The sequence below is a fragment of the Methanobacteriaceae archaeon genome, from assembly GCA_030656015.1.
Classification (GTDB): domain Archaea; phylum Methanobacteriota; class Methanobacteria; order Methanobacteriales; family Methanobacteriaceae; genus UBA349.
Map to the genome: position 1 here is coordinate 154,140 of JAUSNX010000001.1, position 25,040 is coordinate 179,179.

A 25,040-nucleotide genomic window follows, 5' to 3' on the forward strand; every position below is an offset into this window, starting at 1 on the left:
TATATATAGTTGATAAATATTATCTATTTCTTTTAAAATATCATTAAATAGTCTTTATAATAACTAATTGAAATTAATCTATCAACCTCTACAAAAAGTATTATAACAATAGTAATTGCCAAAATTTATGCTGGAAAACAAACAAAAACTAAAATGGTGAGAATATGGAAAGTAGTTGTGAAGTTAGTGGATATGATGAAGTTTCAGAAAAGATTAAAAAGTCACTTGGTTTAGAAAAATCTCCGGTAGCCATAAAATTTGTTTTAAGGGAAAAAGATTTACCGAAAGATATTCCAAAAATATCTGAAAGTATTAGGCACTGTGAAATGGTGCAAAAAGCTGCTCAAGGAGAGACTTTTTATGCAACCTCAGATGAACAGCTTTGTAAAGGTGGGGCTACGGCCATTGGACTTATGGATGCACCGGAGAAAGTAAAAACTGGAGAATTCTATTATGAATTAGAAAGATTTTCCAGTCTGGGATCGGCCAAAAGAACCATGGATGCCATTCCTAAAATCGAAAATATGATGTATGCTTTAGTATACGCCCCGCTAGAAAAAGCTAATTTCCATCCGGATATAATAGTAATTATTTCTAATCCAGCTCAGGCCATGAAATTATCCCAGGCCCTAGTTTACACCCTTGGTGGAAGAGTAGAATCCAACTTTGCTGGGATCCAATCCATATGTGCTGATGCAGTGGCGGGCCCATTTTTAAGAAAAACAGCTAATATTACATTAGGATGCAGTGGATCACGTAAATTTGCTGATATTAAAGATGAAGAGGTTATTGTAGGCCTTAATGGGGAGAATATTGGTTGCGTGGTCAATGCATTAGGTGAGATAAGTTAAATGCGTAACCATTATTAACAAATATTATTAAAATTTATACTTTTTTTCTATTAAATCCTAAATAAGTTTAAAAATTTATTGTAATATATCCTTTTTATACTGACTGAATAATTTAATATAATATTATTCAATTTTTATAAGATCTAGTCCTTAAAATCCCTTAAAATTATCTCATAATCCACCATACGATTTATATTAACCAGTTCTAATTCATTTTCACATTCCAGGCCATAAAAAACCACACCGTCTTTTATCATTTTCCTCAGTACAGGATTAATATTACCTGAATAATCTGGAAGATATTTCTCTAAAAGAGTCCTATGGCAGGCAAATGGCATTCCCAATCCTTCAGCAGAGTCAATATAACCTGTTTTTCCTCTGGATAGTACACAAACAATATTTTCTGGATTTTCAAATGATATAACATTATTAACAAGTTTACAAAATGTTTTAGTGGTTACCGTAGGCTGATCACCCGCCACACAAAGACATATATCTCCTTTTGAGTTTTTAACTCCGTTTAAAAGTGATTGAGATAGGGGAACATCAAAGCGATTATTTTCAACTATTTTTATTCTATTATCATCCAAATCATTCAAGACCACTACTATTTCTTCCTTAAAGTGTCCTAAAACAATTATGCAGTCATCCACTTCTGAATTTAAAACTCGATTTACAGTATTTAAAATAACAGGTTTTCCCTGGATATCTAAAAGAAGTTTATTTTTAATAAGGAGATTTTTTTTATTTTGATCCTCTAGCATTCTAGTATTTTTTCCAGCAGCAGTTATTATAGCCGAAACTAAAAACCCCATACTAATCACCACCAGAAAACCCTAAAGAGATCATAAAAAAACATCACCTAATAAAAAAAATATAATTAAATTAGTTGGGAACTAATTTAACCAGTTTTGCATATATTTTTGTATTGGCATTTGATCCAGTGGTCCACATGACAATTTTAACAGTGGAGTTACCAGTATTATCTAATTTAATACCAGTAGCTGGATTAAAGCCAAATAGAACTGCATCATGTTCCCAGGTCATTCCTCGAGGTAGCGGAAATCCAGCATCATTGACAATGGCACGTAGTGCCCTGGCTGGTGGGCAGGACCCATGCGATGCATAACCTCCGGGTGCTTTCGGGTCTCTGGATGAAGTGAATTGTACATTTTCTTTTCCAGAGGATATGGTATTTGGTGGAATAATAGTACCATCCCATGCTTTAGAAAATGCTCGTGCATTAAATGCTCTTTTATTATCACCGTACTCCGGATAGGATCCTAAATAACTTACGGAACTCGCAGCATCAACTTCTTTATAGTTGGTCATATAAACCATTACAGGATTTCCAGCCGGGTAATTTTCCATATATTCCACTGTGGATTCACCAAATAGTTGTTTTATTTCTGAAGGGGCCACACTATTTCGACCATCACTAAAGTTAGAAAGTTCATAATCAATAGCTATTTTATCTCCACTTTCAGAATCATTGTACCACACTTTTAATTCTTTAGAGGAAACATATTGATGGAAGACCGTATCATTATTAATATTATCATAATTAACCATTTTAGTAGTCTTATTATTCTCAACAATATTAATTCCATTATCCGTTTTAACCGCAAACATATATGGTGATTTAAATCCCCATATAAAAGATTCTGGAAGTTTAATTGTTAATTTATCATTATTAACTTCAATCATTCCTGGACCTTTAAAGTCTCCAGCCAGACCAGTTCGAGTTATACTTCCACTGGTAATCTGAGAAATAGGCGTTTTTACAACACCGGTTAAAAGAGCAGTTATTATATCATCAAACTGGTAATCTTTAACATATTCCATAATATAAGTTGGCTGACTAAATAAAGGAACTTTTCTTATTTTATTATCATCTACAACATCCATCCCGCTAACTACAGTATCCCCAATAGCCATGCTGGATATTTCTTCCGGATTTTGGGGAGAAGCAAGATTTCCCATATAAATTCCTACCGGAACTAATACTATGGCCACTAAAATTACGCATAAAAATACTTTAAATGCTGATTTCTTCCAAAATTTCTTTTGAATATTTGACTCCCCCTTCTCCAATAATTAAAATTATATCATTATCATTAACAACTTTCAGTGCTTTATTTAAGGCTTCAAAAACCTGTTTTTTATTGGCCCCTAAAGTTCCTATTTTAGTTTGTTCATTGCTGGCTTTAGTGAATATTAAATCTTTTTTTATAATATTAGATGCTTCTTTTGCCATGAATGATGCTGGAACAATTATATCCGCACTATTTAAAATTTGAGCTATCTCACGATCCCCATCCAGACCACTTTCTGAGGATATGGTATTTATAACAATCAATCGCGATTTTAGCGATGTTTTGATGGTTTGTATGGCTGCTTTAACTCCTGCAGGATTGTGAGCATAATCAATAATAATCTCTGGATTATTACATATCTTTTCAAATCGACCCTCTACACCTTCAAATTGTTCTATGCCACTTACAATATCATCAAAATCCACACCCATGACCATGGCAGTTGAGGCCGCTGCCAGAGCATTATATACATTACAGGTTCCACCTGTTTTAAGATGTATCTTAGATGTGTTAGAACCAATATTTAATTTAAAAAAGTTTTCAGTGACATTAGTAGCATAAACATCGATTTCAGGCCGCTTATAATCACACATGCACTGATAATCACCTAAATGGCCTAAATAATGCTCTTTATATTTTAAGATGTTTTCACATTCTGGACATTCTCTTCCCTCTGGAAAAGAATTTTCATTGTTTTCCATATCTTTAATGCCATAGAAAATCACATTATCTGGATGAATTTCTCCTGCAAAATCAGCAACCAATGGATCATCGGCATTTATTATGAGAATATCCGCAGCATCGACCATTTCTCTTTTACAGGATATGTATTCATTAAAATCATCCCCTCTAAGATGATCCCGGGAGATATTAGTAATTACACCTAATGAAACTTCACAGTTTAGGGCCGAATTTTTAATTTCACCAGCCAGACCAAAGGTTCCTATTTCTACCACTGCGGCATCTCCTTTTAATCGGGATTGCAAAGCAGGTATCAGTTCTGTGTTTCCCTGCATGTTCATAAAATGTTCAGGAACTGACATACCTGCCACTTTAAGAATATTTTTTAGCATTTGGGTGGTAGTAGTTTTTCCATTGGTTCCGGTGATACCCACTACTGGTTTTTCAACTTTAAAGAAACTTAAAATTTCATTAACACTGATAATTGGTGCATCTGATAGGGATCTTATATTTTCTAGAAGATTATGGTTTTCCATTAAACTTGGTGCCACCACAATTGTTTCTGCTTCAATTATAACTGAGTCACTATGTCCCCCTAAATCAAGATGAATCCCTTCAGAAGTGAAGACCTCCCTTAGAGGAGTATCAGTAGCCGAATCAGAAATAGTGACATCCGCGCCGTGTTGCTTTAAAATTCGGGCCATTAAACTACCCACTGTTCCACAGCCGCCCATTACCACAACTTTTCCACAAGACTCTTTAAAAATTTTAATAGCCTTAATAATATCCTCTTTAACACTTGAATATGCATTCACCACTCCAGGACCTATATGGAGTATTATATCTCCTTCAGTGGCAATATCTAATGCTTTAGAAATTGATTTATCCACATTTTCGGTAAGATATGTTTCAGTACCCTTGGATCCGGAAGCAACTTCTTGGGCGGCTTCTATATCAATAATTTCTGTGGTTTCATTTTTAGCACTGGCAATCACAACATCTGCATTTTTTCCTAGAATAGTTCCTATTTTGAATTTATCTCGCACAGTGAGAGTATCGGGATTATCCAGACTTACTATTAAACTTCCTGAAACTTTAAGCCCTTCAAATAATTTTTCCATACTTTCCGGATTGTGGGCTGCGTCCATGAAAATATTAACTCCATTCACATTATCAATTTTTTCAAAACGTCCTTTAACACCCTGGAAAGACTCTAATTTATTTTTAATATAATCTAATTCAAATCCAAGGATTAATGCTGTGGCCATGGTGGAAATAGAGTTTTCAATATTAAATAATCCCGGGACATTGAGGTTTATATTGATATTAAAAGGTTTTAGGATTTTTCTCTGGAAATTTCCACAATTACAGAGAATTTCACCGCAATTTGTACATATTGCTGTGGGAATAGCATTACTAATCACATTAAATGAAGATCCATCAAGGCCTCTGAGTTTAACATCTTTAACTGAGATATCTAAGTCAATGTCTGCTGGAGAATAAGTTTTTCCATTGAATTTTACGGTTTGGGGCGTTCCTAATCCATATAAAATATATTCTGTATTAATTTCATCTAACCGCTGGCTAATAATGGGATCGTTTCCATTGGCCAATAAAACTCCGTGGGAATGTATTAGGTCTTTTATAGAAAAATTTCGGTCAATATATTCCTCATAAGATTTAAATTCATCCATGTGATCTGGTGTTAGGTTAGTAACAACCCCGGCACATAATTCTAGACCTTGTGCCATGCGTATAGTTCCGTGGGGTAATTCAAAAATAGCAAAATCCTTACTTTGATTTTCTTCATTAACTACTATATCCACCAGTCCTTCAATAACCAGTGAATCCTGTAATGATGAGAATACAAGTGTCCTAAAGGATTCTGATTCCATAACATGATTTATCATGTTGGTAGTGGTTGTTTTTCCATCCGTACCAGCAATACCTATCATGGGCAATTTAATAAGATTATTAAGAATTTCCCCAATATCTGAAGTTTTTATTTCCTTAATATCCTTTTTTAAGCGAGAATTTTCAATGAATTTTCTTATATCTGAATCAATGGGTATGTTGGGAGATACAAATATGGCATCGGCCCATAGGACACTGTCAAATATGTGAGTTCCCAACTCAAATACAATTCCTTTCTTTTCCAGTTCCTTAATCTTATTTTTGGCTTTTTTAGGAAGTGAATTGAAGTCTTTATTATCTGATACTCTTACCGAATTACCTAAATAATTTAAAAGATTAGCTGCCGGGCGTCCAGCGTTTCCAGCCCCTACTACGAGAATTTTTTTATCCTTGATCACGTTAATCAACCTTTAGCCAGTACATCAAGCTTTTTTTGAATTTCCAGGATTTTATTCTGGCCATTTCCACCAATAAATATATATTTATAAGTTTGAGTCATTTCCATAATTATTTCTAATAATTTATCTAAATCTGTTATAGTTAATACTTTCCCTTTGAAATTAATAGATTTTAATCTTTCCAACGCCAAATCCAATGTATTTTCAAGGCCTGGGAAAAGAACTATTACCTCCGGCTGAGATTTAGAAGCTTCATCTATTATATCCAATCTCCAGGTTTCATTTTTTCGAGGAGTCCCCAGGAAAATTGCCTTGAATTTCCTTTCTTTTAATACAACGGAAGTGGCATGGGCATTATCTGTTTTACCGGCAAATATTTCACTTTCATTTATATAATAAGATTTAATACGGCCTTCAATTCCATGGAATTCAGCTAAAGCATTTTCTATAATTGTTTTATCGATATTAATGGCCCGGGCAGTGGCCTGTGCTGCACCAGCATTTAATTTATTAAATTTACCAACTACTTGAATCTTACTTTCGCATTCATCGTAAAAATTACATGATTGAGCGGATTTAGAGAGTTTTTGTAAGCTTTTATCATTTTTGTTCATTATGGCCTTTTTACCTTTCAGAAATTTATCGATTTTACGGTAATAATTATCTAAAGAGCCATGCACGTCCATGTGATCTCGTTCCAGGTTGGTTAGAACCACCATATCAATGTCAAAACAATGATCGCAAAATTCAAGAGTCATATCACAGATTTCCACCAGAATCACATCGTATTCTTCCACATGGGATTGCAGGACTACTTCGGCGTATCCTTCAAATCCTCCTCCGGCGTTTCCACCCACCAGAACCTTTAAACCTGATTTTTCAAGTATTTCCTTTATCATGTAGGTGGTGGTGGTTTTGCCGTTGGTTCCGGTAACTCCAATGGTAAATATTGATTTGTGGGATTGTAGAACATCAGGGAGAGTTTTTTTAGAATCCTTTATTTGATTGGCCAGATCACTTTTCCACAACCCGGGGCTGACAATCACCGCATCGGCAGATTGTATTTTTTCCATGTCATGGAATCCTAAATCAAATTCAGATTCGTTTAAAATCTCCTTTAAATCATCCATAGAAACTTCATTATTTAAGTCACTAGCATAAACACTGTAATCTCTCACTTTAAGAGATTTGACAGCTTTTTTCCCTTCAACACCAAGACCAAGAACTGCTATTTTCATTAGTACACCTAAAATTAAAATATTGAACAAATTAATATGTTTAAAAATTATTTATTTTTGAATATTATATATTTATTTTATGAGATAATTAGTGGATAATTTCTTAATTAAATTTTTATAATAATATAATAATACCAATTATATACTTAAATTTTATTTATATTATATTAACAATTTTTGATTAAATGTTTTAATGCTATAAATTTTTTTAATTAATTTGTATGAAAATTTGAAAAAATCGAATTAATATGGTTTGAAATAATTCAAAATATTGAAGATTTTATACAGTTTTTTTGTTTAACAAGATATATAATATTAATGAACATAATATTTTAACTGATAAACTATGTTTAATTTTTAAAAAGAGCATTAATAGAACTAAATAAAGCTAAATAAATTAAATAACCGGTCAAATTCATAAAAAGATATATTTATAATTTTAACTTAAATTATTTTCTATGGTTAGTAATAACCATAAATTCAAGACCGTTATCCATTTAAAAATGCTAAAAAATTAGGCCACTGCGTCCCATACATCAATCCGAAAAAAATTCAATGTTAATTTAAATTAACGATTGAATCTTCCTTTTATTCTTCTGTATTGTTCCACTAGATCTTTAATTTGCTCTTTAGGAGTTTTCTTAGTACTGTAAGGTAATATTCCGCCATGGAGAATAATCTCTTCATTTTCTAGCTGTCTAATATTGTGATAACCCTTGTCTTTCCACAAATCAAGCCAACCATCTTGAGGTTTTTCCAGATTACTAATATCCATTCCTAAGTGCTCTCCCCACAGTATTTTTCTAAAGTTTTCAATTTTAAATGAGCGCGGAGACTCCAAATCAAACATTACAGCATTCATTTCCATGTTACGATGATTTTGTGATAATTCACTGCTTCCAAACTCCTCAGAAAAACTTAAAGAAGAACCATCCAGATTAGAAGTACCTATGGTGGCCCATACATCATCTATAATAGCCACTTTACTGTGAATGTAACAGTTACGAAGTTTATTTTTTCCATTTTGGAATTTACCTGACCACTTGGCAAAAACTCCAATTTGAGGGTGTTCAATGATTAATTTTTCTAAATCAAGGCCCATAAATTCAAAACCGTAATGCTGCCAGCTCCGGTAGGTGGGAACATCAGGAACTTCGTTTAATAATAAAATTATCTGTAAGTCTGGTTTAAGCTCCACTGCTTTTTTCAAAGCACCTATAATGTATTTATTGGTAAAGTACTGGTTTTCCAGATAAATGTAATCTTCGGCATTAGTTATAGCTTTTCGATAAGCCTCTAATACCCCTGTTTCTCCTTTTTCACTTATAGATTGAGGAGTGATAGATCTTACTATTTGTATAGACTCGTTTTCAACTCTTAAAAGTGGATTGAAATTAGGTAGTTTTTTTGAGGTATTATCATTGATTATTTCCTTATTTAAAGATCTATTATCGGTTATCTTATTTTCACCATTAAAATGAAGGTCAGATAGATAATTCCACAGTTCCCTGAAAAACTCTTCCAAGTGATTAATTACCAGGCCTTCAAAATAGGTGGAAACATCATGGTAAGGGCCTTCGTTCTTTTCCAGACGCCTTGGCTCATTAATATCATGTTTACTAGTGTCCCAGTAACTCTGAGTGAATGGTGATCCAATTATAAATGCTTTTTCTCCATCAGCAACAAAAACCTTGGCGTGCATGGAATAAGGTCCTTTGGCCGGGTATCTTCTTACTTCCACATCACTATCTTTAAAGTAATCACTTAACTCGTCGTAATTATCAGGGACGACTCGATTCTCATTTATAATAATCTTAACATCAACTCCCCGTTTTTGAGCTTGTAGGAGTTTATATGCTAAAGTATCGTCACTTTTATAATCAGATGAATCAATTGCAGATGAAAAAAACTTGGGGATGAATTCTGGGTAAAATACAAACTGGGTTAAATAAAGATAAGATTTTGCTTCATCTACCACTTCCACCAATTTTTCCCAGGCCTGATGATTATCAATCAATATTTCAAAATTATTATGGGCACTAATTCTGGATGGGGAATCAGTATTTAAGGTAACCTGCCAGCCCTCAATCTCAGCCCGGTTAATAATAATATCATTTATTTTTTCAAAAGTGCTGGTTATGTTCTGGTGAACTTCGGTCTCTCTAAGCTCAAATACTCCCAGTTTATCCTTAACTATGATTTTTATGTCAGGTTCCTTGTCCAGAATTTCTTTGTATTTTTCCTGAGGATAAGCAATGCGGTAATAACCATGTTCATCTGTAACTGAGGATCCTAAATAATCATCCCTGAAAAAGAGTAAAACTTGGAATTTATCCTTTATAAAATCCATAGAATTGCCTAAAACTCCTTCATTAGGAATTATATTTTGATTTTTAATAAAAGATTTAACCTTAGACCCAATCAGGTCCAGAGCATTTAATTCTAGCTTCCCATAATCAACATCTTCAGCAATTACTGGTAATCCCACTATAGGATTTCCTTTTTCATCTATAATTCGCCCTTTAACTCCAATATTTCCATTATTAAATTTTATAATTCCAAAGTCAATTTCATTTTTAATACCATCATAGGAATTTTGAATATCTTTAGAAATATTCATTATCATCTCTTCATCTATGGAAAATTCTATTTTTATCTTATTTTTCTTATTTTCCTTGAATTCAGGGTTTAAAGGGAAATCTATTTCAAATTTACCATTTTTATCAGTTACGGTATCTCCGAGAGCAGGGTCCTCTGCAAAAGTTGAAGAATAATCAGCAATAACCTTTACTTGAATGTCATAGATAGGAATTTCTTTATCATCCACCAGCTGTCCCTGCAAAATACATTTTTCCATAGATATCCCTCTTAAATACTTTCAACTTAATCAATACCAATCAAGTGATTATAAGGCCCATACGAGAATATACATCTTAAAATTATTTTATAATTAATAATATGTTGGATAATCCATATATTTTTAATCATAGCCCCTAATCTGAACTATTAAAATATGTATATTTTTTAAATTTTTTTATTTTCAAAAAATCTTTTTCCTCAAATAATTTGTACCTTAACAAACATAATAGTAATATTGAAATTATAATGTTGAAATCATGATCTAAATAATTTGTAATTATATAAGAAAAATACTGGAAAACATGGGGGCTAATAATGAAAGATTTAAAATCTGAAGTTGATCCATCTGGAGAAAATCTGGAAAGAGCTACTTTTGGAGCGGGATGTTTCTGGGGAGTTGAAGAAACTTTCAGGAAATTGAATGGAGTGAAATCAACTGCCGTGGGGTATATGGGTGGAATAACCGAAAATCCAACCTATGAAGAGGTGTGTCAAAAGAATACTCATCACGTAGAAGTAGTAGAAATCCTTTTTAATACACAGGAAATTTCCTACCAAGATTTACTGAATATCTTCTGGGTCAGCCACGACCCCACCACATTAAATAGACAGGGCCCTGATATTGGGGATCAATATCGATCAGTTATTTTTTATCAAAATTCTAAACAAAAAATAGACGCTGAAGAATCAAAAGAAAAAATGCAATCCTCTGGTCAATTTGGGAAAAAAATAGTAACAGTCATCGAACCAGCAAAAACATTTTATATGGCTGAAGATTATCACCAGCAATATCTAAAAAAGCGAGGATTAAAAAGTTGTGGATTTTTTTAAACAAAACATTTGTTAAATCGGTATTTTGATTTAATAATTTAAATTGATATTAATTTAATGGATTTATAATTTAAAATCTGTTTAATTCAGTTTGATTAAAATGGAAAAAGGGAAAAAGGTGAACTAATGTCTAATTTAAAACTTGAAGAAGACGTTTCTATTGTCCTCTGTGGGGAAGCAGGGCAGGGAATTCAAACCGTAGAAAGCATCATGGTTAAGGCCATTAAAGCCGGAGCTTATAACGTATTTTCTACTAAAGAATACATGTCAAGGGTTAGAGGAGGGCAGAACTCCACCCAGATACGTGCTTCATCAAAAAGAGTTAGATCATATGTAGATAGGATTGATATCCTGGTGGCCTTGAGTGAAGAATCTGTGAAACACTTGGAAAATAGAATATCACCAGAAACAGTGATTATATGTGATGATAATATTTTAAAAGAGCTGGATAGTAGTAAATACAATTTAATCAAAGTTCCTTTTCTAGAAAAGGCTCGAGAGCTGGGAAGTCCCATCTACTCCAATGTAATTGCTGCAGGGGCCCTATCCTGCCTACTGGGAATTGAAAAAGAGGCCTTTGATGAATGTATCACTGCTATGTTTGCCCGGAAGGGAGAGAAAATATTAGATAATGATTTGAAAGCTGGAAGTGCTGGTTATGTAATGGGGCAAAGCATATTAGATTCAAAAAAAATCTCTATTGATATTTCGAAGGCCCTTCAATTGAGAGATGAACTTTTAATAAATGGAACCGAAGCAGTTGGTCTGGGATGTATCTCTGGAGGATGTAGATTCATGTCTTCTTATCCTATGACTCCTTCCAGTCCTCTGCAGGTTTTTATTGCTGAAAATGCACATGATTTTGATATGATTTTTGAACAGGCTGAAGATGAGATTGCTGCTATTAATATGGGACTAGGTGCTTCTTATGCTGGAGCCAGATCGATAGTGGCCACCTCAGGAAGTGGTTTTGCCCTCATGAGTGAAGCAGTGGGATTATCTGGAATGATAGAAACTCCTATTGTTATTTATCTGGCACAAAGGCCCGGGCCTGCCGTGGGACTTCCCACCCGTACTGCTCAGGAAGATCTAGATTTGGCCCTTTATTCCAGCCCTGGAGAATTTCCCCGAATAATTTATGCACCTGGAAACTTTGAAGATGCCCTGGAAGTGGCCCATTATGCATTTAATATGGCAGAAAAATACCAAATACCTGTTTTTATTTTAACTGACCAGTATTTTGCCGATATTTATTATAATACTCCATCATTGGATTTGGATAGTCTGGAAGTAGAAGATTACCTGGTAGAAAGTTCTCCAGAGTATCTTAGATATGCACTCACTGAAAACGGCATATCACCCCGTACAGTTCCCGGTCATGGCACTGGCCTGGCCATTGTCGATTCTGATGAACACACAGAAGAGGGCCATATCACTGAAAATCTGGATATCCGAACTGCTATGGTTGAAAAACGAATGAATAAAATGGATAAAATACTAGAAGATGCATTTAAACCAGAATTATTCTATAGTGGTGCTCCTAATTTGAAAAAAGAGCAAAAGTTCAAGCTTCTGGTAATTGGCTGGGGATCAACTTACTGGCCTATTCGAGAAGCTGTGGAAAAATTAGGAAATAAAGATGTGGCATTCCTGCACTTTAAACAAGTATATCCCTTACATCCAGAAACAGAGAAAATGTTGGAGATGGCTGAGAAAACGGTTTTACTGGAAAATAATGCTAAAGGACAATTTGCAAACTTAATTAAAACCGAAATTAGTTTTAAAGTGGGTAAAAAGGCCCTGAAATTTAATGGAATGCCATTTTCAGTAGAAGAAGTAGTGGAAATAATAAAATATCAATTAGGAGAAGTTTAAAGGGGTGTTAAAATGGATCCGAAAATTTATGACATGGAACACGCAGATGTGGCCTGGTGTCCTGGTTGCGGTAATTTCCCTATATTAAAATCATTAAAAATGGCTCTGGGTGAGCTGGAGATTCCACCAGAAGAACTGGTTATGGTCTCGGGTATAGGGCAGGCCGGTAAATTACCCCACTATATCAAAGCTAATGTATTCAATGGTTTGCACGGCAGATCACTTTCCCCTGCTACAGGAATTAAAGCTTCCAATAATAAAATGACGGTTATTGCGGTGAGTGGAGATGGATGTACCTATGGTGAAGGTGGAAATCACTTCATGCACACCATAAGACGTAACCCTAATATTACCAATATCGTCCACAACAACATGGTTTACGGATTAACCAAGGGACAGGCCTCACCCACCAGCCAATCCCACTTTAAAACATCCTTCCAGGTGGATGGAGTTTTTGAAGAGCCATTCAATCCATTGTCAGTAGCTATATCCTTAGGAGCTACCTTTGTGGCTAGGGCCTTCTCTGGTGATATCAATCAAACCAAAGAAATCATTAAAAATGCCATTAATCATCAGGGATATGCTTTGGTGGATATATTCCAGCCCTGTGTGACCTTTAACAAAGTAAATACATTCCAATGGTTTAAAGAGAATTCTTATTATTTGGAAGACTCTTATGTTGCTGATGATAAAGTGGAGGCCTTTAAAAGAGCTATTGAAGGCCCTCATGATGGAGAAGGAAAGTTTCCATTGGGAATTTTTTATGTTAAAGAGGGTGTTAAGACCTTTGAAGAGAATATTTCTGTTTATAATGAAGATGATTCTCCATTATTTACTCGGAACGTGGATAAGAATAAATTAAAGGAATTAATTGAGTCTAAAAGGTCTATTTAATCTTTTAATTTTTATTTTTTATGTGATTTGTTGTATATTAACCTATTATTTTAACACTTTTTTATTTTTCATATCAAAAAAATTATTAATTATGATAATTAGCCAAGCAATTTTTTAATTAAAGAAAATCAAATATATCTTATACTAAGAGTGTATGGCCAATATAAAAGAACATTTACAACCAGAAGTTATGATAATAAATTTATAATAGCAGATCCATGAAGAATATGGTTTAGAATATCAATCATGGACCTACAGTTAACATATTTATAACTAAATATATAATAATCTTTAGTTTTTGAAGGAAAATAGTAGGAACTGATGAGTCCTGGATAAAAAGTGATGACGAAAGACAGGATTATATAGTAATCCATTTATAGCAGCTGCAGCAACATTGATTGCAATATTCGATATTGCTTCTGCATTTCTTTTAACCCGTTAATTCTATTTTGAATTTTTTTATTTTGTAATATTCATATTTAAAATCTAATTTTTGTAACCAAAATCTTTACAATATACGTTAATAAATAATAACTAATAATTTAATAAATAGGTTTAATATTTATTATTACTTCGTATCAAATAAATAGTATTAACTTATAAAATAATATGCTCTAAAGAATGAAAAGGTGCTAAAACTCATGTTTGAAGAAGAAATGGATCAAAAAACTTATCATCTGTTCATTACTCAAGTTTCGGAAACTGATGAAGAATACCGGCGATTTACTGGAAGGCTGGAAGATGCCCATGATTTTAACTATGAGAATCATTCAGATAATAGTCTTTCTGGAACAGCAGATATGGATGCGTTAAAAACCGTGATTAAAGGCCAGATTACTGATGCTGACCAAGTAATTGTCCTATCAAGACTGTATCCCACCTATAAAAATCTAATAATGACTGTATTGAATTTGGCCCAGGAGTTGGAAAAACCAGTGCTCCTTATTCGGCCCTATGGAATGGAAAATGTTCCGGAAGAATTAGAAAAGCTCAGTAATGGTGTTATTGGTTGGAGTGCATCCTGTATTGCAGCATCCATAAAGAGCCTTTTGAATGATGAAGTGGATGAGTACTGTGAATTTTAATAAGAACCCATATTTTAGATAATAAGTTAATACTGATATAAAATTTAATTATTAAAAAGTTATATTTTATAAAAAGAGGTGATTAGATGTTTATTACAGCACTAAAAATCGGAGGATTGAAATCAGGGGGTTTAGTAAAACTGGGCTTCTTGGGAAAATTAGGATTTATAGGAATCTTTGGAATAATAGCTTTTATAGTAGTAATTTTAATAATTTTGGGCATTGTGGCCTTTTTTATATTCCGAAGTAGGAATAAAAATAAATACTAATTTCTTTTATAATTTCTATTTTTAAAAAGCAAAAAAAATTTAAAAATATTATTAATAATTTTTGAATGACTTACGCTATTAATTACTCATTTATCACATAGAACTGCTGTTCCAGTGGCAGTTACAATAAATGCAGTTCCTTGTAATCCACCCATGGAAACATAGCCAATTAAAACTTCAACAACAGTATTGGCACCCATTGATTCAGCTTCTTCAAGCATTCTAGATATGGCCAGTTTTCTAGCCTCACTTAAATCAATATCATCAAGTTGCATAGGTTCAATTACCTTGGTAATCTTTGAAACCATATTTTCAGGTCCTTTTTCTTGAGCTACAGCTTCTCCACCAACTAAACCCATATATTTTTTTATTTTTCCTCCATCAGCCGGAGCAACAGACAATAAAGGTATGTTTAGTTCATCCAGAAAAATCTGGTCCTCAGATTGTTCATTAATATCCTCCAATACCCTGACTTCAGGAGGTTTTCTCATAATTTTTGAAGGAACAAAGACTAAAAATTCAATAATCTTCCTGATGGTACCCAGAACAACTACGAAAAGAATATGATTCACTAATATGGGGAATGCTGCTTGTATGGTAAGTAATATGGCAACTACAGTAATTAAACTAAGTGTAACTGGTTCTTTTGCTAAGCGAGGGTAAACAAACCAGCCATAAATATTGATTAAAATGAATGTTAAAAGAGCACTAATAGCTCCTGTACTTTTACCGTATTTTTTACGGGCTATGACGGTCTCCACAAATCCAGCCATTAAAGGAGAAATAATATACATTATATTAAATCCAAAAATAATTAAATGCCATCTAACACATATTAGGGCGGAAAGAAAACCTACTAAAACTCCCAGGCCTATGGCCACCAATGCCCAACGTTTTTCTACGAAAAAATTTCTCTCAGAAGCAAGCAAAAAGATTCACCTCAAGAATTAAGTTAATATGATAAATTATTCCTTAAATGAAACTGCAGTTCCAGATATAGTTACCATTATAGTATTTCCCATGGTTCCCCCGAGATTATGATAAGTCACCCGAATTCCCACCACAGCATTGGCACCCATTTTCTCTGCTTTTTCTTGCACAATATTAAGAGCCATGTGTCTGGCATTGGAAAGCTCTTCCTCATACTTGGAGGTTCTTCCACCTACCACATCTCTGACTCCTGAAAACATATCTTTATAGAGGTTTGCTCCCAAAAGAGAGTCCCCGGTTACTAATCCATGATATTCAGTTATTTCTTTCCCTTCAATGTTTGGTGTAGTTATAATTAGCATCTAATTCTCCCTAAAATTTATAAAACTATTTTAATAATATTATATTTTTTTAACAATTGTTTTGAATTCTTTTATATATTTCGTATTTTATCTATTTCATGATTATATCTAATTTATTTGGTCCATAGGATAAAATAATTTATCCAAACTAGGGATTAGGTTCTTTTCTCTTTGGAATAAAAATACTGGTTATAAATCCTAAGATCATGATTAATGCCATAGCATAGAATGATTGCTTCATTGCAGAACTAATGGACGAATTAATAATCTCCGTAGTATACGGCTGTAATTGTGGCGATACTTCCGGAGGTGTGCCGGTTTGCATCTTTTCAAAGTAGTTAAATATAACATTACTTTGTATTTCCTCGTTTGTCATATTCCCAGCCTGCCCTGTAGATGCTATTCCTGCACTAATTCCCCAAAACATCCCCACTATAAGGAAAACACCGATTAATGCAGTTCCAATAGAATAACCTAAATTCTTAAATGAGTTGAATAAACCAGAAGCATCAGTTTCTTGGTCATCTCTGGCAGCGGACATGGCAAGATTAGTTAACTGTGACATTAGAAGGCCTATTCCTACACCAAAGACTATTGATCCTGGAATGATATCTGATATTTGAGTATTTACATTAAATACTGGGGCCAGTATTATCATTCCTGCTGCTGAGATAAGAAAACCAATCATAACCACATATTTAGAGTCCATAAGGGTTGATAACCGGGCACCTACTATGGCCACCACTAGAATAGTAATTGATGCTGGTAAAAGAGCAAATCCGGTGTTGAAAGCATTGAGTTTAATGACTTGCTGGAGGAATACAGGTATAATAAAAAGAAATCCTGCTAGAGGTATTTGCTGTATAACTGAGTTAATAGTACCTAAACCAAATAGACGATTCTTTAAAAGGGATATATCAATTAGTGGTTGTGAATGTTTATTAATTCTCCTTCTCTGCCATAATAAAAAGACTGCAAAGAGAATTAATCCTGAAACTAGTAACACAGTTACATATGCCCAGTTCATGGGGTCGCTGAGGAATAATATACCCGTAACTATCAATACTAAAGATATTATGGAAAGCACTGCTCCTAAAATATCCAAATCTTTCCATTGGAGAGTGGGTGTTGATTCAGATAGGTAATGTCTGAGCAAGAAAATTACAGCCACAATTACTATTTCTGATCCAAATACTAATCTCCAGGTTAAATATGTGGTAAATATTCCACCGATAATAGGGCCTATAGCTGCCCCCATTGCTGCTACTCCACCCCAAATACTAAAAGCAGTTATTTTATCTTTGCCTTTATAACTGGATCCCACCAGAGTTGTGGTGGCTGGGAAAATCAAAGCAGCACCAATACCTTCGAAAATCGCCCATCCTATAAGAAGCATGGTTGCAGAGGTACTAAAAGTGGCTATAGTTGTTCCGATAACATAAATACCTAATCCTATCAAAAATGTCTTTTTTCTTCCCATGATATCCTGGAGTTTGCTCCCTAATAACATAAAAGAAGCAATTATCAGAGCATATAATGCTATAATACCCTGGATTTCAGACAAAGTTGTATTTAATTCTACTACCAATGTTGTTATCGCCACATTCATTGCAGATGTGTCTAAAACTATGATAAAAATTGCCAAACAGGCAACTAATACTACTCCCCACTTATACTGATCGTTATCGGCCATGATATCCCCTTATCATCATTAAAATCATTGAAATTTCATTTTATAATACATGAATCAATTTATCAAAGTTCAAAAAGATTATTTCCTAATTCAAATTTGGTTACTATATTTATTCTAAATTTAAAATTATAGATTAATCTTTGAACTTGTAAGTTAATATATATTACTATAACGTTACTATAAGGCCAATACAGACTTATTTAAAAATATATTGCTCTATGAATGCCCAAAACCAATACGGAAGTATTTAAAAAAACTTTCAACAACAATAAAATTGAAAATAAAACACTAAGAAAATTAATTCATCAATTTAATCAGAACTAAATATTTTTCAAAAATTGGAATAAAAATAGAACCTATTAAAAAATATGTAAAATAAAAAATAATCAATCATATTCTAATGATTGAATTAAAACTCATTTATAAAATAAATAGAAATAGAGAAAGAATATATTTACTTTCTCTTTAAAGAGTATGAATTCATACTTTAGAAGTGGCAATTACTTTCATACCGGGTTTACTGGAAGTGGCATTATATATCTTATTAATACCATTGGCCTTGTAATTATAATCTGCCCATTTTCCATTTTTATATAATTGGACGGACCTGTGTCTGGAAGACATTTTGGTTTTATACTGGACAATTCTAGCTTTAGTACCTTTTTTGGTTAATTTTTTGTAAAGGTAGTTACTCATTGCCCAACAGTCTCCAATTTTACTGTAACGATATCCACTGGATTTCTTATAAGAGTACTTTTTGTACTTTTTGTACTTCTTATATTTATAGGCCCCATTTACTTCTACGGCCTTGTCAACTTTAACGTGAGTATTAGATTCATTTAATTTAAATTTAGTCTTTTCTTGATTATTGTCTGCAAATGATACAGGTAATATTCCTGCAACTATACTTAGTGCAAAAAGCACTGCAAAAACTTTGTTTCGCGTAATTTTATCGCCTCCATTTCCAAGTGTCTTGAACTCATAAGACCCATCTTGGAAAAATGAACTTTAGTCTGCAACACTTATAAATGCTTTGGTCGGAAAATAAAAATAAGACGCTTTTAGGGACTTTTTTAGGATTTAAAAGCCTTTTAAAAGAGATTGATATAGTCCTATAGAGATAAGAGATATGGGAGCCTATTTTCAAGCTCAGAGCATTAAATGTGACATAATTTAATATAATAACCCTAATTAAAATGTATTCTAAAATAGTTAAAGTAAGGCCTTTACAAAGAAGGAAGTTTTAGGTGGCAATCAATAAAATAAGATTTTAATATTCCTTAAAAACGATTTATATTACACCATGTTACTTATTTTTAATTAAGGCGTATTAAGAGATATTTTTCAATTTATGGTGTTTTTATTGATTTTTTTAAAAAAAATATTTGAAAAATAAAATAATTATAATGGAAATTAAACTTGAGTAAATTACAACATCATATCTATCCCCTAATGCACTTATTTACTATTCCACCATTACCCTAGAAATTTCCTCTACTTTCTCCACTTTAATGATATTTTCCGCGGCTTCTTCCAGATCCACATCATGAGTTACAATTATCATCTGTGGAATAATAGACATTCTTTTTAAAATATCAATAAGTTCTGATCGGCGGAAAGTATCTAAATGTATGGTAGGTTCATCCAACATTATAAGCTCAAGAGTGCCACCGGAAAGTGCCTTGGTAATCCCTAACCTTAATGCTAATGCAACAGCTATTCGTTCTCCACCACTTATCATGTCCAGTGTGGTCTTACCTACTGGCCCGTACACATCATAAATCAACTATAGTTGAATTACCATCAACTTTTTCAACTCGGAATGTATGGTCTGCAAAACTCTCCAGTTCTTGTTCATGTGAAACCATAATTAATTGTTCAGTTTTTAATTCATCTAAAATGTCCCTAATTTTAAAAAGTTGTTCTTTACTGAATCCATCTGTAGGTTCATCTAAAATAAGAACATTAGATTCCAAACTAGTTGATTCTACTTGAACAATGCTGTTTAAAGCTAGCCTATATGCAAATGCAACACTAGTTTTTTCACCGCCACTCAAATAATTGATTTCCTGTTCAAAACCATCCTGTTCAACAATAGGTGTAAATTCTTCATTAATTTTAACAGCCTTAGAATAATCGTCAATAAGAATTTTAAACCATTTTTGAAAGTTATTATTAAAATCTATGAATATTTTTTTCATCATTCTCTTTTCAATCAAATTAAGAGTTGGAATCAGATAATCATTAATCCAAATATAATTATCATTTACAATATTTGAACGTGACTTTATTTTTTCCTTATTTATAATTTCAGAGTTTATTTTCTCTATTTCAATTTCAAAACGATCGATTAATGTTTTAGTTTTGACATATCTCGCCTTCAAATCCTGAAATTTAAAACTTGTTGTCTGGTGTTCTTTTTTAAGTTTCTCGATTTGATCAGAAATATCAAATAGTTGTTCAGATTCCTTTTTTGCATCTAAAAGAGTTTTTGACAATACTTCTTTGCTTGCAGAGTTAGATTCGATTTCAAGGGATTTTTCTTGTATTTTGTTCTGATTTTTGATTAATTGATTATTTAATTGTGCAATATCCCCTTGAATTTTGTTAAAGTATCTAATCTTTTCCAAAATTTCTTCATAAAAAAATAGCAATTCATTAGGAGTTGAAATTTCAGATGAGTCTTTTTCTAAAGAAGACATATATAGGTCTAATGCTTTACAAGCATTATTTAATTTAAATATTTCACCATTTAAATTATCTAATTTTTCTTTTTGAACAATAAGAGATCCAAATTCTATTATTAAATTTTTATAATCATCTCTTTCTTTTAATAGATTTTTTAAATCCTCGGATTTTCTATTCAATTGTTCTTCAATAATTTCAATTTCTTTTGATTTTTCAAGAATTTGAGCTTCTCTTTCGTTTTTTATTGATTTTTTTCTAGAATCATCTAATACACTATCACAGATCGGACAAACATCACTAACCCCGTCTAAATTACTTTGTTTTTCTTTTAGTTCAGTTATAACAGCGCCAATTCTAAATTTATTTTTCAAAATCTCATTATTCTGCTCTTCTGTCCCAGTAATTAAATCCTCTTTCTTTTCTAAAGCTTTAATAATATTTTGTTTCTCTTTAGTCAAGTCAAGAACATCCGAAACTTTATAATCTCCTAATTTTGACTCTAAATCTGTTTTTTCATCATTTAAAAAAGATTTTTTGGCTAAAATTTCATTCCTTTTATTAATTGTCGATTTAAGAGCAGATATATTTCCTTTAATTTGTTCTTCATTCAGATTTGAAGGTTTTTCCACTTTTTTAAAGTTTGCAATATCTTGATTTAATAACTGGTTCTCATCTTCAAGATTTTTAATCTCATTTGAGTATTTAGCTATTAATAACTCTTTGTCATTAATTTGAGTTTTTAAATGAGGTATCTGAACCTTAATTTCTTTTATTTTAGCCTCGATAGAATTAAGCTGTTCTAATTCAGATTTCTCTTTATCATGGATTGATTCATATTTAGAAAGTTCTATTGTTAAATAACCCATATCTTTTTCAGCGCTAAGCTTGCTTTTATGAAGTTCTTCAAATTCTTGTTTTTTATCATTGAGATTAACTATTTGGCCCTCAAAGTACCGTTTTATCTCTTTTAGGTAATTAGAAATTAATAAAGAATTTTCTATAGCAATTTTGTATTCTTCTATTCCAAATGCTCTTCTGAGTGTTTGCAGCCTAACATCCGGTTTTTGGGACAATATATTTTTCATTTCCTCTTGAGGGGTATAAATGGCATATCTAAATATAAAACTCTGAGATTTTGGATTTGGAGATTCATTAAAATTCAAAATTTCCAATATTTTCTCTTTAATTTCTGTAGGAGAAAATTGATAAATCGCCCCATCAATACTTAAAATAGATTTTCCTTGCCTTACAGGCGCACTCTTATCTTTTCTAGTCAGACTTCTTTCAACCAGATAGTTTTTACCATTATTTTCAAATTCTAGGACAACAGTACCTCTTTTCGATCCTTTTCTAAGTAATGAATCTCCTTTTTGATTACCCAATCCAAATAAAGCAAATTCAATGGCCATTAAAATAGTAGATTTTCCAGAGCCAATATCCCCCTCAAAAAGAGAAGTTCCTAATGGGAAATCAATTTGATAACGCTTATAACTTCTAATATTATCTAGGTTAAGTGCTTTAAATATCATCAGGCAACACCTCAACATCTAAAAGATTTAAAGCATCTTTAATAATTCTATTTTTATAATCCTGTTTTTTTTCATTAAGTTTTGAGTCATGTCTTAATATATTAACAAGTTCATATGCTTTTTGAGCGCCTTTATCGCCTTTTAAGTTTTCAATGTTAATATTGACTGTTCCAATATTCTCTCTAAGAATATTTTCTTCAATTTCAGCCTTATTTTCACCTTTAGTAGTTATATTAGAAAATTCTTTAGATTTTAGACTATGATGATTAATATTAACACTAAACGCCCCATTTTCATTCAAAGTTTTTCTAATATCGAAAAGATTTATATCAGATGTTTTACCACCTGAGAGTTCTCCCTCAAGCTTTAAAATAACAATTTTATTATTCACATCTATTTCCTGAACTTCATTCAATACCCGATCATAGAACTGATAAGATGTTTCATCATTAACACTCAATAAAATAAATTCATATTCAGCCACTTTAATCTCATGAAACTTTATATCGATTATATCATTTTCAAATTCAGTTATGAAGAACCCTCTTTTTTCACCTTTAGCACTAATCTCAAAATCTCGGGGATATCCTGAAAAAAGGGAACCGGGGTAAATAACCGGGCCTCTACCTTCAACGGACTCAGTAAAAATTTTTTTGTGAATATGGCCTCCGGCATAATAATTAAAACCTTTTGGAAATTTATTTATTGAAATACTATCTACTATCTTAGACAACGATTTATCCATTAATTCCGTAATAGAAGTATGAAAAACAAAAATTTTGAAACCATTTTCATTTTCTAAACTATCAATATCTAGTAATTCAAAAATATCTTCTTCAAGACCGATTTTTCTTCCAATGATTCCAGTTAATTTACATTGAGTTTTTTCATCAGTAGTAAATCTCAATCCAATTTTTTGGTTACCATCATCCAATTCAACAATTTCCGGAGTATAAATATTTTTTAAAAGGCCGCTTTCTGTAATTATATCTATAATAGAAGTAGCATTAGGACTAAAATCATGACTACCATAACTCATATAGATAGGAATATTCTTTTCATTTATTTCCCTTAGTTTTGCAACAGTTTTTTTTACAACATTCATGTCTGGAAGATTAGAATGGAAAAGATCCCCAGCAATGATTATGAAATCAACTTTTTCTTGAACACATATATCCAATGCATCATTAAAAGCTTTAAATTCTAATTCTTTTAATTCTGCTAGTTTTTGAAAACCTAAATGACAATCAGCCAAATGAGCAAACTTATACATTATGTACCTACCAAACCAATTTTTCCTGTAACTCTCTTTCTTGGAGGATTATTTTTAAGATATTCATCCACATATTCATCAAAAAAAGGAATTTGAATAGGGATAGCAAATTTAGTGAAAACACTACTTACAATAGCTTGACCCTTATCCAAACTCGCAATAATCCTATTATCTTCAGAAAGATCTTGTGCTGCACTATCTATTAAAGCAGATCTTTCAACATTCATTTCATTTCCTAAAATAATTTTAGTATTCATATTAGCTAATATAGGACGAGGAATAACACTTGCAAGCTGAGTTATGGCAATTAATCCAATTTTAAATTTTCTTCCTTCTTTAGCTATTGTACTATAAATATTCATTTGTCCCTGAAAAGCGTCTTTACCTAATACCCTAGGAGCTTCTTCAATAACTATACTTATAACTGGCTTATTTTCCAATTCAGAACTATTGAAATTTTTATATTTATTTAAAACTCTTCCTGAAATTATACTTCCAATAAATAGCTCTTCCGAATCGCTTAATTTAGAAGTATCAATAATAACAATTTTCCCTTCTTCAAGAGAATTAATGATATTTTCAATTGTATTAATACCTTCTTCACCCTTGAAAATATTGCTTCTAAATCGTATTTTATCATCTTTTAAGTAAATACCAATATATCTATCCAATTTTCGCTCAATAACATTAATAGTTTCTGCTCTAACTCTAATTTTGCTTAAAGTATTGGAATCAATACCTTCAATAATTTTTAAGATCCAATCTTCTCTAAAATGATTATATAATGCATACATAGCATCTGATTGTGCTGAAGTAAAGGAAAATATACCATTAAAATTTTCTGGCCTGATATTTTTGACACTAATAATCAATGATTCTCCCATCGCATCAGAATTAACAGAATAATAATCTAACATATCTTGACTTTCAGGGTGATCTCTTAATCCTTTATTAATTGTATCACCATAATATTCATTGTGAGGATCTAAAACTAAAATTCCAGTATTTTCAGATTCTATTAATCCCCATAGAATCACTTTTACCAGATTACTCTTCCCCCTACCAGTAGTTGCAGGTATTAACATGTGATGAGTTAACGCTTTGGTTGCATCAATAGATACATCTACATCTAACTGTTCAGAACCACTTCTAACTTTTCCTAAATGTAAGTAATCATTAGAATCCTTTGTTTCTAAAAATCCAAGATCATCACTATTAATAATCCTTACATAATTAAAAAAATCAGGAAGTTTTTTTGGGCTTTTGATATTTCCATCTTTTCCAACTTCAAGTAACGGTTTAGCTTTTGCAACAACATAATTCCTTAATTCGGGTTCCATCCAGTTTAAACCAGCCCCAAATCCCTCAAGTTCTAATCCAGAAACCATTTCATGAGTTGATGCGGATAATTGACTTTTATATTCAATATCTTTAACTTGGAAGATAATAGAATTTTTATCTTTATTTTTAGATTCTGAAACTAAAAGATCTCCTAGTTCCAATTTTTCTCCACTTTTTCCCCTTATATAAATGTTATTTAATCCGCCACCTACAATTTGACCAATTTTATCCAA

General features: G+C 32.2%; 19 protein-coding genes. 6 read left to right on the forward strand and 13 right to left on the reverse strand.

What is annotated here, in order from left to right:
• The first annotated feature begins 164 nt into the window (after positions 1-164).
• Positions 165-851, forward strand: coding sequence for a DUF169 domain-containing protein (locus Q7I96_00715; protein ID MDO9626130.1), 687 nt, complete (start codon positions 165-167; stop codon positions 849-851).
• A 143-nt stretch (positions 852-994) separates the two neighbouring features.
• Here the strand turns inward: Q7I96_00715 and Q7I96_00720 are convergent, their stop codons facing one another.
• The 5 genes from Q7I96_00720 to Q7I96_00740 form a co-directional block, all read right to left on the reverse strand.
• Entirely contained in the window at positions 995-1,666 is a 672-nt protein-coding gene (locus Q7I96_00720; protein MDO9626131.1) for an NTP transferase domain-containing protein, read from the reverse strand.
• Between the two features lie 70 nt (positions 1,667-1,736).
• Positions 1,737-2,867, reverse strand: a complete 1,131-nt coding sequence (locus tag Q7I96_00725; GenBank protein ID MDO9626132.1) for a hypothetical protein — start codon at positions 2,865-2,867, stop codon at positions 1,737-1,739.
• 22 nt (positions 2,868-2,889) lie between these two features.
• A complete protein-coding gene (locus Q7I96_00730) occupies positions 2,890-5,940 on the reverse strand; it encodes a Mur ligase family protein (GenBank protein MDO9626133.1) in 3,051 nt (1,016 codons plus the stop codon).
• Positions 5,941-5,945: 5 nt separating this feature from the next.
• Positions 5,946-7,178 carry a Mur ligase family protein gene (locus tag Q7I96_00735; GenBank protein ID MDO9626134.1) on the reverse strand — a complete coding sequence of 411 codons (1,233 nt, stop codon included), beginning with the start codon at positions 7,176-7,178 and terminating at the stop codon, positions 5,946-5,948.
• Between the two features lie 568 nt (positions 7,179-7,746).
• Positions 7,747-10,035 (reverse strand): phospholipase D-like domain-containing protein, encoded by a 2,289-nt coding sequence (locus tag Q7I96_00740; protein MDO9626135.1) that lies wholly within the window; start codon positions 10,033-10,035, stop codon positions 7,747-7,749.
• Between the two features lie 317 nt (positions 10,036-10,352).
• Here Q7I96_00740 and msrA point away from each other — a divergent pair, with 317 nt between their 5' ends.
• The 5 genes from msrA (at position 10,353) to Q7I96_00765 (ending at position 14,991) form a co-directional block, all read left to right on the forward strand.
• Entirely contained in the window at positions 10,353-10,868 is a 516-nt protein-coding gene (gene msrA / locus Q7I96_00745) for a peptide-methionine (S)-S-oxide reductase MsrA (GenBank protein MDO9626136.1), read from the forward strand.
• Between the two features lie 126 nt (positions 10,869-10,994).
• A complete protein-coding gene (locus Q7I96_00750; protein ID MDO9626137.1) occupies positions 10,995-12,743 on the forward strand; it encodes a 2-oxoacid:acceptor oxidoreductase subunit alpha in 1,749 nt (582 codons plus the stop codon).
• A gap of 12 nt (positions 12,744-12,755) precedes the next feature.
• The gene (locus Q7I96_00755; GenBank protein ID MDO9626138.1) at positions 12,756-13,637 is read left to right on the forward strand and encodes a thiamine pyrophosphate-dependent enzyme; all 882 of its coding nucleotides are present in this window, start codon (positions 12,756-12,758) and stop codon (positions 13,635-13,637) included.
• A 641-nt stretch (positions 13,638-14,278) separates the two neighbouring features.
• Positions 14,279-14,722 carry a hypothetical protein gene (locus Q7I96_00760; GenBank protein ID MDO9626139.1) on the forward strand — a complete coding sequence of 148 codons (444 nt, stop codon included), beginning with the start codon at positions 14,279-14,281 and terminating at the stop codon, positions 14,720-14,722.
• Between the two features lie 86 nt (positions 14,723-14,808).
• Entirely contained in the window at positions 14,809-14,991 is a 183-nt protein-coding gene (locus tag Q7I96_00765; protein MDO9626140.1) for a hypothetical protein, read from the forward strand.
• An 86-nt stretch (positions 14,992-15,077) separates the two neighbouring features.
• Here the strand turns inward: Q7I96_00765 and Q7I96_00770 are convergent, their stop codons facing one another.
• The 8 genes from Q7I96_00770 to Q7I96_00805 all read right to left on the reverse strand — a co-directional run bounded on the left by Q7I96_00770 (position 15,078) and on the right by Q7I96_00805 (position 25,040).
• The gene (locus Q7I96_00770; GenBank protein ID MDO9626141.1) at positions 15,078-15,920 is read right to left on the reverse strand and encodes a heavy metal-binding domain-containing protein; all 843 of its coding nucleotides are present in this window, start codon (positions 15,918-15,920) and stop codon (positions 15,078-15,080) included.
• 36 nt (positions 15,921-15,956) lie between these two features.
• Positions 15,957-16,283: a heavy metal-binding domain-containing protein gene (locus Q7I96_00775; GenBank protein MDO9626142.1), complete on the reverse strand. Its 327-nt coding sequence runs from the start codon at positions 16,281-16,283 to the stop codon at positions 15,957-15,959.
• Positions 16,284-16,431: 148 nt separating this feature from the next.
• Positions 16,432-17,976 carry an MFS transporter gene (locus tag Q7I96_00780; GenBank protein ID MDO9626143.1) on the reverse strand — a complete coding sequence of 515 codons (1,545 nt, stop codon included), beginning with the start codon at positions 17,974-17,976 and terminating at the stop codon, positions 16,432-16,434.
• Between the two features lie 480 nt (positions 17,977-18,456).
• On the reverse strand, positions 18,457-18,900 hold the full coding sequence (locus Q7I96_00785) for a hypothetical protein (GenBank protein ID MDO9626144.1): 444 nt from the start codon (positions 18,898-18,900) through the stop codon (positions 18,457-18,459).
• A gap of 541 nt (positions 18,901-19,441) precedes the next feature.
• Positions 19,442-19,762, reverse strand: coding sequence for a hypothetical protein (locus tag Q7I96_00790; GenBank protein MDO9626145.1), 321 nt, complete (start codon positions 19,760-19,762; stop codon positions 19,442-19,444).
• A complete protein-coding gene (locus Q7I96_00795) occupies positions 19,752-22,193 on the reverse strand; it encodes an SMC family ATPase (protein ID MDO9626146.1) in 2,442 nt (813 codons plus the stop codon). The genes Q7I96_00790 and Q7I96_00795 overlap by 11 nt, the downstream gene beginning before the upstream one ends.
• The gene (locus Q7I96_00800; protein MDO9626147.1) at positions 22,183-23,466 is read right to left on the reverse strand and encodes a DNA repair exonuclease; all 1,284 of its coding nucleotides are present in this window, start codon (positions 23,464-23,466) and stop codon (positions 22,183-22,185) included. Before Q7I96_00800 ends, Q7I96_00795 begins: the two co-directional genes overlap by 11 nt.
• On the reverse strand, positions 23,466-25,040 hold the full coding sequence (locus tag Q7I96_00805) for a DUF87 domain-containing protein (GenBank protein MDO9626148.1): 1,575 nt from the start codon (positions 25,038-25,040) through the stop codon (positions 23,466-23,468). The genes Q7I96_00800 and Q7I96_00805 overlap by 1 nt, the downstream gene beginning before the upstream one ends.

What these genes read in the sequence shown, in the direction of transcription:
- Q7I96_00715 (MDO9626130.1), top strand. Translation starts at nt 165, where the DNA reads ATGGAAAGTAGTTGTGAAGTTAGTGGATATGATGAAGTTTCAGAAAAG.
- Q7I96_00720 (MDO9626131.1), bottom strand. Translation starts at nt 1,666, where the DNA reads ATGGGGTTTTTAGTTTCGGCTATAATAACTGCTGCTGGAAAAAATACT.
- Q7I96_00735 (MDO9626134.1), bottom strand. Translation starts at nt 7,178, where the DNA reads ATGAAAATAGCAGTTCTTGGTCTTGGTGTTGAAGGGAAAAAAGCTGTC.
- Q7I96_00740 (MDO9626135.1), bottom strand. Translation starts at nt 10,035, where the DNA reads ATGGAAAAATGTATTTTGCAGGGACAGCTGGTGGATGATAAAGAAATT.
- msrA (MDO9626136.1), top strand. Translation starts at nt 10,353, where the DNA reads ATGAAAGATTTAAAATCTGAAGTTGATCCATCTGGAGAAAATCTGGAA.
- Q7I96_00750 (MDO9626137.1), top strand. Translation starts at nt 10,995, where the DNA reads ATGTCTAATTTAAAACTTGAAGAAGACGTTTCTATTGTCCTCTGTGGG.
- Q7I96_00755 (MDO9626138.1), top strand. Translation starts at nt 12,756, where the DNA reads ATGGATCCGAAAATTTATGACATGGAACACGCAGATGTGGCCTGGTGT.
- Q7I96_00760 (MDO9626139.1), top strand. Translation starts at nt 14,279, where the DNA reads ATGTTTGAAGAAGAAATGGATCAAAAAACTTATCATCTGTTCATTACT.
- Q7I96_00765 (MDO9626140.1), top strand. Translation starts at nt 14,809, where the DNA reads ATGTTTATTACAGCACTAAAAATCGGAGGATTGAAATCAGGGGGTTTA.
- Q7I96_00775 (MDO9626142.1), bottom strand. Translation starts at nt 16,283, where the DNA reads ATGCTAATTATAACTACACCAAACATTGAAGGGAAAGAAATAACTGAA.
- Q7I96_00780 (MDO9626143.1), bottom strand. Translation starts at nt 17,976, where the DNA reads ATGGCCGATAACGATCAGTATAAGTGGGGAGTAGTATTAGTTGCCTGT.
- Q7I96_00795 (MDO9626146.1), bottom strand. Translation starts at nt 22,193, where the DNA reads ATGATATTTAAAGCACTTAACCTAGATAATATTAGAAGTTATAAGCGT.
- Q7I96_00800 (MDO9626147.1), bottom strand. Translation starts at nt 23,466, where the DNA reads ATGTATAAGTTTGCTCATTTGGCTGATTGTCATTTAGGTTTTCAAAAA.